Origin of the sequence: Variovorax paradoxus, from assembly GCF_902712855.1 — a bacterium.
GTDB classification, from domain to species: domain Bacteria; phylum Pseudomonadota; class Gammaproteobacteria; order Burkholderiales; family Burkholderiaceae_C; genus Variovorax; species Variovorax paradoxus_Q.
Genome location: NZ_LR743507.1, coordinates 5,533,990 through 5,547,212, shown reverse-complemented (window position 1 = coordinate 5,547,212; position 13,223 = coordinate 5,533,990). Strand labels below are relative to the sequence as shown.

Below are 13,223 nucleotides of genomic sequence, written 5' to 3'. Positions count from 1 at the left end.
GCGCCCGGTAACCCAAGGCCTTTTTTTAGGGGACTCTGCGCAAAATGAAGAAGATTCTTGCTCTGGTGGCGATTGCTGCTGCTCTGACTGCCTGCTCCAAGAAGGAAGAGGCGCCTGCGCCCGCACCGGCCCCCGCCGCTGCACCGGCTCCGGCACCCGCTCCTGCTCCCGCAGCAGCGCCGGCGGCACCCGCCGCAGCCCCGACGGCCTCGGCCGCCGACCTGCCGCAGGAATGCAACGACTACCTGGCCAAGGTCCAGGCGTGCGTGTCCGCACAGAGCGGTGCCGCAGCCGATGCGATGAAGTCGAGCCTCGACCAGACGAAGGCCACCTGGGCTTCGATGGGTGCCGACAAGGCTGCGCTGGGTCAGGCCTGCAAGGCCGCCTCGGACGCCTTCGCCGCGCAAGCCACGGCCATGAAGTGCTGATCTGAACGATTCAAGGGTGCCGGCCCGTCCGGCATTCTTGCAAAAGCGGCCCGTTTTGGCACCAGGACGCTTCTGCAAGAACCTGTCGCAAATTTATTGAGATCCATCCAGAAGGAAACGCCATGGCTGAAGGAAAAATTGTCCAATGTATCGGCGCCGTGGTCGACGTGGAGTTCCCGCGTGACCAGATGCCCAAGGTGTACGACGCCTTGAAATTCGAAGGCAGCGCGCTGACTCTCGAAGTCCAGCAACAGCTCGGCGACGGCGTGGTGCGCACGATTGCTCTGGGCTCGTCCGACGGCCTGCGCCGCGGCCTGGTCGTGACGAACACCGGTGCCCCCATCACGGTGCCCGTGGGCAAGGCCACGCTCGGCCGGATCATGGACGTGCTGGGTTCGCCCATCGACGAACGCGGTCCTGTCGGTCAGGAACTCACCGCTTCGATCCACCGCAAGGCTCCCGCGTACGACGAACTCTCGCCGTCGCAAGACCTGCTGGAAACCGGCATCAAGGTGATCGACCTGGTGTGCCCGTTCGCCAAGGGCGGCAAAGTGGGCCTGTTCGGTGGCGCCGGCGTGGGCAAGACCGTGAACATGATGGAACTCATCAACAACATCGCCAAGGCTCACTCGGGTCTGTCGGTGTTCGCCGGTGTGGGTGAACGTACCCGCGAAGGCAACGACTTCTATCACGAAATGGCCGACTCCGGCGTCGTGAACCTCGAGAAGCTCGAGGACTCGAAGGTGGCCATGGTCTACGGCCAGATGAACGAACCCCCGGGCAATCGTCTGCGCGTGGCGCTGACCGGCCTGACCATCGCCGAGTCGTTCCGCGACGAAGGCCGTGACGTTCTGTTCTTCGTGGACAACATCTACCGCTACACGCTGGCCGGTACCGAAGTGTCGGCTCTGCTGGGCCGCATGCCTTCGGCCGTGGGCTACCAGCCGACGCTGGCAGAAGAAATGGGCCGTCTGCAAGAGCGCATTACGTCGACCAAGGTCGGCTCGATCACCTCGATCCAGGCCGTGTACGTCCCTGCCGACGACTTGACCGACCCGTCGCCCGCAACGACCTTCGCCCACTTGGACTCCACCGTGGTGCTGTCGCGTGACATCGCCTCGCTGGGCATCTACCCCGCCGTGGACCCGCTGGACTCGACCTCGCGCCAGCTCGACCCGAACGTGGTCGGCGAAGAGCACTACAACGTGGCCCGCGCCGTGCAAGGCACGCTGCAGCGCTACAAGGAACTGCGCGACATCATCGCCATTCTGGGCATGGACGAACTGGCTCCGGACGACAAGCTGGCCGTGGCCCGCGCCCGCAAGATCCAGCGTTTCCTGTCGCAGCCGTTCCACGTCGCTGAAGTGTTCACGGGCTCGCCGGGCAAGTACGTGCCGCTGGCCGAAACCATCCGCGGCTTCAAGATGATCGTCAACGGCGAAGCCGACCACCTGCCGGAACAAGCGTTCTACATGGTCGGTTCGATCGACGAAGCGTTCGAAAAGGCCAAGAAGGTCGCTTAAGAAGGAATCACCATGGCAGGCACCATTCATGTGGACGTGGTCAGCGCGGAAGAGTCGATCTTCTCGGGCGAAGCCAGGTTCGTCGCGCTGCCCGGTGAAGCCGGTGAGCTCGGCATCTATCCGCGCCACACCCCGCTGATCACGCGCATCCGCCCCGGCGCCGTGCGCATCGAAACGGCCGACGGCAACGAGGAATTCGTCTTCGTCGCCGGCGGCATTCTCGAAGTGCAGCCGAACGCCGTCACCGTGCTGTCCGACACCGCCATCCGCGGCAAGGACCTCGACGACGAGAAGGCAAACAAGGCCAAGGCCGCTGCCGAGGAAGCGCTGAAGAACGCGAAGAGCGACATCGACATCGCGATGGCGCAATCCGAGCTGGCCGTGATGGCCGCCCAGATCGCCGCGCTGCGCAAGTACCGTCAGAAGAAGTAATCGGGTCTCCGGTTGCCTCGACAGCAAGCCGCCCTCGGGCGGCTTTTTTGCGTCTGGACGCTGTGCAGCCCGATGCTGGTTTGACCTGAATATGGTCGAAGTTCAGCCTTGTCCGGCTGAAGACCTCCGCCTAGTATTCGGCTTCGCCCGAACCCAGGGGCGGCAAAGACAAGAACACTGGAGACGAGACGCGTGGCACGTTGGAGTGGCATCACCGCCGATGAGATGCGGCTGCTGGAGACGACCTTCTGGTCGGCCGGCGGTTCGCGCCATGCCATGGCCGAGCAGCTCGGCTTCTCCAAGAGCAAGGCCAACGGGTTGATTGCCGGCCTTGTCGAGCAGGGCCTTCTGGCCGAAGCCGGCCTGCAGCGCTCCTCGGGCGGTCGTCGCGCCGAGAACCTCCAGCTGCATGCCGGGCTCGGCGTGCTCGTGGGCATCGACATAGGCGCCACCAGCCTGGACGTGGCGGTGCTGCGCCCCGACCTCACGGTGCTCGCGCAGCATGATGAATCCGCCGACGTGCGCGAAGGTCCGGCCGTGGTGCTGGCGCGTGTGCGCAGCCTCATGCGCGAACTGCTGGCGCGCTGCGGCGCTGGAGCCAAGGACGTGCTCGGCATCGGCATCGGCGTGCCGGGCCCGGTGAATTTCGAGATCGGCCAGCTCGTCAATCCGCCGCTGATGCCTGCCTGGGACAGCTTCTCGATCCGCGACTACCTGCGCGAGGACTACAGCGCGCCAGTGTTCGTCGACAACGACGTGAACCTGATGGCGCTCGGCGAACTCTGGCGTCTCAAGCGCTCGCTGACCAATTTCCTCGTCATCAAGATCGGCACCGGCATCGGCTGCGGCATCGTCTGCCACGGCGAGGTCTACCGCGGTGCGGCAGGCTCGGCCGGGGACGTGGGCCACATCTGCGTCGACCAGGAGGGCCCGCGCTGCCATTGCGGCAACCTCGGTTGCGTCGAGGCGATGGCGGCGGGTCCGGCCATCACGCGCATGGCAGTGCAGGCGGCCGAAGCCGGCGAGAGCGCCGCGCTGGCCGAATGCCTGCGCGTGCATGGGCGCATCGACGCCATCGACGTGGGCCAGGCCAGCCGCGGCGGTGACACTGCGGCCAACGGCATCATCCAGCGCGCCGGCAGCCTGATCGGGCAGATGCTCGCGTCGGTCGTCAACTTCTTCAATCCGTCGCACGTGTTCATCGGCGGCGGCATCACGCGCATCGGCCCGCTGTTTCTCGCGGCCGTGCGCCAGAGCGTCTACCAGCGCTCGCTCGCGCTGTCCACGCGGCACCTCGAGATCCAGTACACGCCGCTGGGCATGCAGGGCGGCCTGGTCGGCGCCGGTGTGCTCGCGATGCACGAGACGCTGAAGGTCCGCGGAGTGGCGCCATGAGCATCGACAGCGCAACAGGCAGCAAGGCCAGCGTGGCCGTCGAGTTCGACGGCGTGGTGAAGGCCTTCGGTCCGGTGCAGGTGCTGCACGGCGTGAGCTTCGCGCTCGCGCCCGGCCGCGTGTACGGCCTGCTCGGCGAGAACGGCGCGGGCAAGTCCACGCTGATGAAGATCCTGGCGGGCTACGAGCCGCTCACGGGCGGCACGCTGCGCATCAACGGCGAGCCGCAGCAGTTCGCCAGTTCGCGTGACGCCGAGGCGCTGGGCATCGTGCTGATCCACCAGGAGTTCAACCTCGCCGAGGACCTGAGCGTGGCGCAGAACATCTTCCTGGGCCACGAAAAGAAGATGTGGCCCCTTGGCCGTCGCTTCGCGCCGTCCGTCCCCCAAGGGGAGCAAGGAAGCCTGGGGCGGCGCGGCGCTTCCTCGAAAGGCTGGCTGCTCGACGACGCCTCGATGGAGCGCGATGCCGCCGCAGCGCTCGCCGCGGTGGGCCTCGACATCGACCCGCGCACCAAGGTACGCCGCCTCATCGTCGCGGAGAAGCAGCTCGTCGAGATCGCCAAGGCCATCGCCCGCCATGCGCGCCTGCTCGTCATGGACGAGCCGACCGCCACGCTCACGCCGGGCGAGACCGAGCGCCTGTTCAAGCTCATCGCGCAGCTGCGCGCCGACGGCGTGACCATCGTGTACATCTCGCACAAGCTCGACGAGGTGGAGCGCGTGACAGACGACGTCGTCGTCATGCGCGACGGCCGCTTCGTGGCGCGCTCGGCCACCGCCGACGTCACGCGCCAGCAGATGGCCAACCTCATGGTGGGCCGCGAGCTGGCCGACCTGTACCCGCCGCGCGATGCGGTGGTGGCGGCCGACGCGCCCGCCATGCGCGTTCGCAACTTCAGCGTGCCCGGCTGGGCGCAGGACGCGAGCTTCGAGGTGCGCCCCGGCGAGATCCTCGGCTTCGCGGGTCTCGTCGGCGCGGGCCGCACCGAACTCTTCGAAGGCCTGCTGGGCCTGCGCCCGGCGAGCGGCAGCGTCGAGATGCTCGGCCAGCCCGTGGCAGGCGGCAAGGGTTGGCGCAACCCTCGGGACGCTGCGAAGCACGGCCTCACCTACCTCAGCGAAGACCGCAAGGGCAAGGGCCTGCACGTCGGCTTCGGCCTGCGCCAGAACCTCACGCTGATGGCGCTCGAGCGCTACGCGCAGCCCTGGCTCAAGCCCGAGGCCGAGCGCGACGCGCTGGCCGAGGCGGTGAAGGACTACGGCATCCGCACCGGCTCGCTCGACGTCAAGGCCTCGTCGCTGTCGGGCGGCAACCAGCAGAAGCTCGCACTCGCCAAGGTGCTGCAGCCGCGTCCCAGGGTCGTGGTGCTCGACGAGCCCACGCGCGGCGTCGACGTGGGCGCCAAGCGCGACATCTATTTCCTGATCCAGCGACTCGCCCGCGAGGGGCTCGCCGTGATCGTCGTGTCCTCGGAGCTGATGGAGCTGATCGGCCTGTGCCACCGCGTCGCGGTGATGCGCGCCGGCCGGCTCGTCGCGACGCTCGACGCGGACCACCTGACAGAAGAGGAGCTGATCGCTCATGCCACCGGAACACGATGAGTTCACCTCCAGCCTGCTCGCACTTCGTGTCGCTGCGCCCACCCCCTTGCAGGGGGAAACGTCCGCGGCCCGGCCGAGCCGGCTCCCCGGTGTTCCCCGAACGAGCTTCGCTGCGCTCGCTGCCAGGTCGCAACTGCATGCCCTAACGAATCGATAAAGACATGGCTTCCCCCACCGATTCCGCCGAAACAACGCATCGCGCCGAGACCAGGCCGCGCTGGACCGAGCGCCTGCACGGCTTCGGCCCGGTCATCGGGCTGGTGCTGCTGTGCATCGCCGGCACGCTGCTGAACGGCGACTTCGCAACGCTCGACAACGCGATGAACGTGCTCACGCGCACGGCCTTCATCGGCATCATCGCGGTGGGCATGTGCTTCGTCATCATCTCGGGCGGCATCGACCTGTCGGTGGGCTCCATGGCCGCGCTCATCGCGGGCAGCGTGATCATGTTCATCAACTGGGCCGGCCCGGCCTCAGGCTCGCCGCTGCTGGCGGTGGTGATGGGCGCGGTGCTCGCTGTGGTGCTCGGCGCGGTGTTCGGGCTCGCACACGGCCTGCTCATCACCAAGGGCCGCATCGAGCCCTTCATCGTGACGCTGGGCACGCTGGGCATCTTCCGCGCGTACCTCACCTACTTCGCCGACGGCGGCGCGCTCACGCTCGACAACGACCTGTCGGACCTCTATGCGCCGGTGTACTACGCGAGCCTCGCAGGCATCCCGGTGCCGGTGTGGGTGTTCGTGATCGTCGCGGTCATCGGCGGCGTCATCCTGAACCGCACGGCGTACGGGCGCTACGTGCAGGCCATCGGCTCGAACGAGCAGGTCGCGCGCTACGCGGCGGTCGATGTCGACCGCGTGAAGATCCTCACCTACGTGCTGCTCGGCGTGTGCGTGGGCATTGCCACGCTGCTGTACGTGCCGCGCCTGGGCTCCGCCTCGCCGACCACCGGTCTGCTGTGGGAACTCGAGGCCATCGCGGCAGTGATCGTCGGCGGCACGGCGCTGAAGGGCGGCGCGGGCAGCATCACCGGCACCGTGGTGGGCGCCATCCTGCTCTCGGTCATCAGCAACATCCTGAACCTCACCAGCATCATCAGCGTGTACCTCAATGCGGCGGTGCAGGGCTTCGTGATCATCATCGTCGCGTTCCTGCAGCGCGGAAGAAGATGAGCTCGGCCCCAGTCTTCGCGCACTTCGTGTCGCTGCGCCAACCCCCTCGCCGGGGGCAACGCCAGCGGCCCGGCAAAGCAGGTTCCGCGGCGTTCCACGAACAAGCTGTTCACTCAGTTTTCCATTCCCGTTCCATCAACCACAAGGAGACATCCAGCATGACAAGCCTCACACGTCGTATCGCGCTCACGGCCGTTGCCGCCGCTGCGTTCGCCAGCCTGCCCGCGCTCGCCGCGGAGAAGGTCAACCTCGGCGTTTCGATTCCCGCGGCCACGCACAGCTTCATGGGCGGCATCAACTACTGGGCCAACCAGGCGAAGAAGGACCTCGAGAAGGAACACAAGGACCTGAAGATCACGATCAAGACGGCCGCCAACGCGCCCGAGCAGGCCAACCAGTTGCAGGACCTGTCGACCGTGACCAAGATCAACGCGCTGGTCGTGTTCCCGTTCGAGTCCGCCGCGCTGACGAAGCCGGTGGCGCAGGTCAAGGCCAAGGGCGCCTACGTGACCGTTGTCGACCGCGGCCTGACCGACACCAGCGCGCAGGATGCGTACGTGGCCGGCGACAACACCGCCTTCGGCAAGATCCCGGCCGAGTACATCGTGAAGCAGCTGAACGGCAAGGGCAACGTGGTGGCGCTGCGCGGCATCGCGACCACGCTCGACAACGAGCGCATGGACGCCTTCAACGCCGTGCTCAAGGGCAGCCCCGACATCAAGCTGCTGGACGCCAAGTACGCCAACTGGAACCGCGACGACGCCTTCAAGGTCACGCAGGACTACCTGACGCGCTTCAAGCAGATCGACGCCATCTGGGCGGCCGACGACGACATGGCCGTGGGCGTGCTCAAGGCCATCGAGCAGGCCAAGCGCGACGACATCAAGATCGTGTTCGGCGGCGCGGGCGCCAAGGGCATGGTCAAGACCATCATGGACGGCAAGGACAAGCGCATCGGTGCCGATGTGAGCTACTCGCCCAAGTTCATCTACGACGCGATCAAGCTCACGGCCGAGGCGCGCCTGAAGGGCGAGAAGCTGCCGGCGACCACGATCATTCCCTCGGTGCTGATCACCAAGGAAAACGCCAAGGACTTCTACCACCCCAACTCGCCGTTCTGAGGCGCTGACCCTCTGAAGAGCGGCGGCCCTGACTTGCTCCCTCTCCCCTTGGGGTGAGGGTTGGGGTGAGGGTCGGCGGCGATGGCAAAGGCGGTGCGTGTGCGAGTGCCGCGGCCCTCACCCTAGCCCTCTCCCCCAGGGGAGAGGGAACAGTCACCAAGCCAGGAACACCGAGGAGATCGATGAGCGATACACCGCTTCGCCAACTGCGCTACGCCATGGTGGGCGGCGGGCGCGACGCCTTCATCGGCGCCGTGCACCGCAAGGCCATGGCGCTCGACGGACAGATCGAGCTTGTCGCGGGCGCGCTCTCGTCGAGCCCGGAGAAGGCGCGCGCTTCGGGCCGCGACCTCGGCCTGGCCGAAGGACGCAACCACGGCGACTGGCAGGCGCTGCTGGCCGACGAACTGAAGCGGCCGGTGGATGAGCGCATCGACTTCGTGTCGATCGTCACGCCCAACCATGTGCACTTTCCGGTGGCCCAGGCCTTCGCCGACGCGGGCTTCCACGTGGTGTGCGACAAGCCGCTGGTGCACACGCGCGAGCAGGCCGACGCGCTGGTGGCCACCGTGGCCAGGCGCGGCACGGTGTTCGGCGTCACCTACAACTACACCGGCTACCCCATGGTGCGGCAGGCGCGCGAAATGGTGCGCTCGGGCCAGATCGGCGAGGTCCGAAAGATCGTCGTCGAATACAACCAGGGCTGGCTTGCCAGCCACGTCGAGGGCGGCACCAACAAGCAGGCCGACTGGCGCACCGACCCCGCGCGCAGCGGCGCGGCGGGCGCCATCGGCGACATCGGCTCGCATGCCGAGAACCTCGTGGCGACCGTCACCGGCCTCGAGCTCGAAAGCCTGTGTGCCGACCTGGGCGCGCTGGTGCCGGGCCGCACGCTCGACGACGACGGCAGCCTGCTCCTTCGCTTCCACGGCGGCGCGCGCGGCGTGCTCATCGCCTCGCAGATCAACACCGGCCTGGAGAACGACCTGCGCCTGCGCGTGTCGGGCACGCTGGGCACGCTCGAGTGGCACCAGGAGCAGCCGAGCCAGCTGGTGCACCTGCCGCACGACGGTCCCAAGCGCATGCTGACGCGCGGCGCGCCCTGGCTGTGCGAGTCGGCGCAGCGTGCGAGCCGCTTGCCGGCGGGGCATCCCGAAGGCTTCATCGAGGCCTTCGCGAATGTGTACGCGGGCGTGGCGGCGGACATCCGCGCGCGGCTCGCGGGCCGCACCGCCGACCCGCTGGATGCCGACTACCCCCGAGTGACAGACGGCGCGCGCGGCGTGCGGTTCATCGAACGCACGGTGGCTTCGGCGAAAAGCGAATTAAAGTGGACGCCCTGGTAGCGCGCGGCGCGCTGCCCAGGCTTCCATGACACCCTCTGCACCCGACCGACGGCCTTCCCGCGCGCCTGCATGGCCAGCGGCCCTCTGGCGCCGCTGCATCACGCTGCTGCCGCTGAAGCTGGTGGGCAACACGGTCGCCACGCTCGGCTTCTTCCCGCTCTACTTCTGGATCATGAAGAACGCCGGGCAGGCCCGGGTGCTGCCGCTCACGGCGGTCGACCATCTCATCGCGTTCCAGCCGGCGCTGCTGCCGGTGTACCTCTCGCTGTGGGGCTACATCGCGCTGCCGGTGCTGCTGGCCAAGGACAGGCGCGAACTGTGGAGCTTCTCGCTTGGCTGCGCAGCCATGACGGCGCTGGCGCTCGCGGTGTTCTGGTTCGTGCCCACCGCCATTCCCAACTTCGCGGTCGAGACCACGCCGGGCACGTCGCTGCAATTTCTCAAGATGGTCGATTCGGCCGGCAATGCCTTTCCCTCGCTGCACGTCTCGTTCTCGGTGTTCGCGTGCGTGGCGCTGGCGCGGCAGTTGCGCGCGGCAGGCGCGCCCGCGTGGCTGCGCATCGTCAACGTGGCGTGGGCCGCGGGCATCGTCTATTCGACGATGGCGGTGCGCCAGCATGTGCTGATCGACGTGATGGGCGGCTTCGCGCTGGGCGTGGCGCTCGGCGTCGCCACGCGGCAGCGCGCACCGGGGCCGATGGCTGCGCAGGCCCGTCCGGCGTAGGCCGATTGCGGTATTCCGCCGCCCCCGTGCGCGCGGTACAACCCGGGCATCACCGTTCACCGATGCGGAGCCTGCAATGAAGATCCGTCTGCGCGCCAGCCTGCTCTGCCTGCCGTGTGTTCTGGCCGGGGCCTTCGCATGCCCCGCCTTCGCGCTCGACTTCCCCTCGCGAAAGCCCGGCCTCTGGGAGATCCAGACCGGCGACGGCACCGCCAGGGGACCGGCCGGCGCGCACACCATGCAGCAGTGCATCGACGCGGCCAGCGACAAGGCACTGCGCGACATGGGCCAGGGCATGGGCAAGGACATGTGCTCGAAACAGGAGCTGCGCGCCGATGGCGGCAAGCTGGTGATGGACTCGGTCTGCAAGATCGGCAACACCACCGCCACCTCGCACGCCGTCATGAGCGGCGACTTCAGCACCGCCTACCGCATGGAGAGCAAGTCGAGCTACAGCCCGCCGCTCATGGGCCGGGCGGAGGGCACCAGCGTCATGGAAGCCAGGTGGATCGGCCCCTGCAAGGCCGACCAGAAGCCGGGCGACATGGTCATGCCCAACGGCATGAAGATGAACGTGCTCGAGATGATGAGCAACCGCCCCGGCCCGCGGAAGTAGGCGCCGGACCACAGCGCCTCGCGGCTCGCGCTCGGCGCCGCGGCAACCGGGCAGCGCCTACGATGGCGTGCCATGCCCGCACTGCGTGAAGAAGACCTTGTCGTCGCCCGGCCCGAGGGGCTGTACTGCCCGCCGGGCGATTTCTACATCGACCCCTGGCGGCCGGTGGAGCGTGCCGTCATCACGCACGCGCACTCGGACCATGCCCGCGTCGGCCATGCGCACTACCTGGCCCACACCGACAGCGAAGGCACCCTGCGCACGCGGCTGGGCGCCGACATCAACCTGCAGACGCTGCCGTACGGCAAGGCCATCGAGCACCACGGCGTGCGCGTGTCGCTGCATCCGGCGGGCCATGTGCTGGGCTCGGCGCAGGTGCGGCTCGAACACGGCGGCCGCGTCTGGGTGGCCTCGGGCGACTACAAGACCGAGCCCGACGGCACCTGCACGCCCTTCGAGCCGGTGCCCTGCGACACCTTCATCACCGAGTCGACCTTCGGCCTGCCGATCTACCGCTGGCCCACGCAACTGGCGCTGTTCGCCGAGATTGACGCATGGTGGCGCGCCAATGCCGAAGCGGGTCGCGCGTCGGTGCTGTTCTGCTACGCCTTCGGCAAGGCGCAGCGCATCCTGCATGGCGTGGACGCCAGCGTCGGGCCGATCGTGGTGCATGGCGCGGTCGAGCCGCTCAATGCGGTGTACCGCGCGGCCGGCGTGGCCCTGCCGCCCACCTTCCGCGTGAGCGACGAGGGCGTCGACGCCGCCATGCTGAAGCGCGCACTCGTGCTTGCGCCGCCTTCGGCGCAGGGCACGCCATGGATGAAGCGCTTCGGCAACTACGCCGATGCGTTCGCGAGCGGATGGATGCAGCTGCGCGGCACGCGCCGCCGCAGGGGCGTGGACCGCGGCTTCGTCATGTCCGATCACGCGGACTGGCCCGGCCTCCAGAAGGCCATCGCCGGCACGGGCGCCGAGCGGGTGTTCGTCACGCACGGCAGCGTGCAGGTGATGGTGCGGTGGCTGACCGAGAACGGGCTCGACGCACAGGGTTTCAAGACCGAGTACGGCGACGAGGACGACCAGGAGGCGCCTTCCGCTTCCGCGGGAGGGCAGGGAGCCGCGCCCGCGGCGCCGGATGGAGAGGCAGCCAGCGCCCGACCCGGCCTTCCCCCGGAAGGGGAGAGCGAAGAGGCAGGGACATGAAGGCCTTTGCCGCGCTGTACCGCGAGCTCGACGCGAGCACATCGAACCTTGCCAAGCAGGCCGCGCTGCAGCGCTACCTGCGCGAGGCCGGCGCGGACGATGCCGCATGGGCCGTGTACTTCCTGGCCGGCGGCAAGCCGCGCCAGCTCGTGCCCACCAAGCTGCTGCGCCTGCTCGCGCAGGAATCCGCGGGCCTGCCCGAGTGGCTCTTCGACGAAAGCTACGACGCCGTGGGCGACCTGGCCGAGACCATCGCACTGTTGTTGCCTCCGCCGAGCGAGGTGCACGACCTCGGCCTCGCGGCATGGGTCGAGCAGCACCTGCTGCCCTTGCGCGAAGCCGCGAAGGCCGCGCCCGAGCAGCTTGCGGACCGCCTGCGTGCGCAATGGCGGCAGTTGGCTGCCGAAGAACGGCTCGTGTACTTCAAGCTCATCACCGGGGCGTTCCGCGTGGGCGTGTCGAAGCTGCAGGTCACGCAGGCGCTCGCGGCGGTCGGCGGCATCGACGCCAAGCGCGTCGCGCAGCGCCTCATGGGCTACACGCACATCGGCGCGCGGCCGCAGCAGGGCGACTACCTCGCGCTGATCGCGCCCGAGTCGAGTTCCGAGCAGGTGCAGAAGACCAGCGGGCAGCCGTACCCGTTCTTCCTCGCGCATCCCTTCAACATTCCGGTCGGGCAGTTCGACGCGGTGCTCGGGCCTCCGGCCGGCTGGATCGTCGAGTGGAAGTGGGACGGCATCCGCGCGCAGCTGGTGAAGCGCGCCGGCGTGGCCTGGGTGTGGTCGCGCGGCGAAGAGCTGGTGACCGAGCGCTTCCCCGAACTTGCGGTGCTCGGCGAGGCCCTGCCCGACGGCACCGTCATCGACGGCGAGATCGCCGTGTGGCGCGAGGACAGGGTTCAGCCTTTCGCCGAGCTGCAAAGGCGTATCGGCCGCAAGACCCTCGGCCCCAAGCTGCTGCGCGAGATTCCCGTGGTGCTGCTGGCCTACGACCTGCTCGAATGGGAGGGGCGCGACCTGCGCGCGCTGCCTCAGTCGCAGCGGCGCGTGCTGCTCGATGAACTCGTCGTGCGCCTGCAGCATCCGTCGCTGCTGCCCAGCCCGATGCTCGAGGGCGCCGACTGGACCGATCTCGCCAGGCAGCGCGAAGCCGCGCGCAGCATGGGCGTCGAGGGCATGATGCTCAAGCGCCGCGACGCGCAGTACGGCGTGGGCCGCACCAAGGACGTCGGTGTCTGGTGGAAGTGGAAGATCGAGCCGCTGAGCATCGACGCCGTGCTGATCTACGCGCAGCGCGGCCACGGCCGGCGCGCGAGCCTCTACAGCGACTACACCTTCGCGGTGTGGGACGGCCCGCCCGGGCAGGAGGACCGCAAGCTCGTGCCCTTCGCCAAGGCCTACTCGGGCCTCACCGACGCGGAGATGGGGCGCGTGGACGCGGTCATCCGCAAGACCACCATCGAGAGCTTCGGGCCGGTGAAGAGCGTGAAGCCGACGCTGGTGTTCGAACTGGGCTTCGAAGGCATCGCGCGCAGCACGCGGCACAAGAGCGGCATCGCCGTGCGCTTTCCGCGCATGCTGCGGTGGCGCGAAGACAAGCCGGTGTCGGAGGCGGACACCTTGCAGACGCTCGCTGCGCTGCTGCCCGGATGACCGACCC

The 13,223-nt window shown here is 68.3% G+C and carries 12 protein-coding genes; all 12 read left to right on the top strand.

Features of this window, described 5'->3' with window-relative positions:
- Positions 1-44: 44 nt before the first annotated feature.
- The 12 genes from AACL56_RS26280 to AACL56_RS26225 all read left to right on the top strand — a co-directional run bounded on the left by AACL56_RS26280 (position 45) and on the right by AACL56_RS26225 (position 13,216).
- Positions 45-428 carry a hypothetical protein gene (locus AACL56_RS26280; protein ID WP_339092729.1) on the top strand — a complete coding sequence of 128 codons (384 nt, stop codon included), beginning with the start codon at positions 45-47 and terminating at the stop codon, positions 426-428.
- 122 nt (positions 429-550) lie between these two features.
- On the top strand, positions 551-1,951 hold the full coding sequence (atpD, locus tag AACL56_RS26275) for a F0F1 ATP synthase subunit beta (protein ID WP_339092728.1): 1,401 nt from the start codon (positions 551-553) through the stop codon (positions 1,949-1,951).
- Between the two features lie 12 nt (positions 1,952-1,963).
- Entirely contained in the window at positions 1,964-2,383 is a 420-nt protein-coding gene (locus tag AACL56_RS26270; protein WP_339092726.1) for a F0F1 ATP synthase subunit epsilon, read from the top strand.
- 225 nt (positions 2,384-2,608) lie between these two features.
- Positions 2,609-3,778 carry an ROK family protein gene (locus tag AACL56_RS26265; protein ID WP_339092951.1) on the top strand — a complete coding sequence of 390 codons (1,170 nt, stop codon included), beginning with the start codon at positions 2,609-2,611 and terminating at the stop codon, positions 3,776-3,778.
- Positions 3,775-5,382, top strand: coding sequence for a sugar ABC transporter ATP-binding protein (locus AACL56_RS26260; RefSeq protein WP_339092725.1), 1,608 nt, complete (start codon positions 3,775-3,777; stop codon positions 5,380-5,382). Before AACL56_RS26265 ends, AACL56_RS26260 begins: the two co-directional genes overlap by 4 nt.
- Positions 5,383-5,543: 161 nt before the next feature.
- Positions 5,544-6,554 (top strand): ABC transporter permease, encoded by a 1,011-nt coding sequence (locus tag AACL56_RS26255; RefSeq protein WP_339092724.1) that lies wholly within the window; start codon positions 5,544-5,546, stop codon positions 6,552-6,554.
- Between the two features lie 158 nt (positions 6,555-6,712).
- Positions 6,713-7,675 carry a substrate-binding domain-containing protein gene (locus AACL56_RS26250; RefSeq protein ID WP_339092723.1) on the top strand — a complete coding sequence of 321 codons (963 nt, stop codon included), beginning with the start codon at positions 6,713-6,715 and terminating at the stop codon, positions 7,673-7,675.
- Between the two features lie 182 nt (positions 7,676-7,857).
- Positions 7,858-9,021, top strand: coding sequence for a Gfo/Idh/MocA family protein (locus tag AACL56_RS26245; protein WP_339092722.1), 1,164 nt, complete (start codon positions 7,858-7,860; stop codon positions 9,019-9,021).
- Positions 9,022-9,046: 25 nt separating this feature from the next.
- Entirely contained in the window at positions 9,047-9,745 is a 699-nt protein-coding gene (locus AACL56_RS26240; RefSeq protein ID WP_339092721.1) for a phosphatase PAP2 family protein, read from the top strand.
- A 76-nt stretch (positions 9,746-9,821) separates the two neighbouring features.
- The gene (locus AACL56_RS26235; RefSeq protein WP_339092720.1) at positions 9,822-10,361 is read left to right on the top strand and encodes a DUF3617 domain-containing protein; all 540 of its coding nucleotides are present in this window, start codon (positions 9,822-9,824) and stop codon (positions 10,359-10,361) included.
- Between the two features lie 72 nt (positions 10,362-10,433).
- On the top strand, positions 10,434-11,564 hold the full coding sequence (locus AACL56_RS26230) for a ligase-associated DNA damage response exonuclease (protein ID WP_339092719.1): 1,131 nt from the start codon (positions 10,434-10,436) through the stop codon (positions 11,562-11,564).
- Positions 11,561-13,216: an ATP-dependent DNA ligase gene (locus tag AACL56_RS26225; protein WP_339092718.1), complete on the top strand. Its 1,656-nt coding sequence runs from the start codon at positions 11,561-11,563 to the stop codon at positions 13,214-13,216. Before AACL56_RS26230 ends, AACL56_RS26225 begins: the two co-directional genes overlap by 4 nt.
- Positions 13,217-13,223 lie beyond the last annotated feature (7 nt).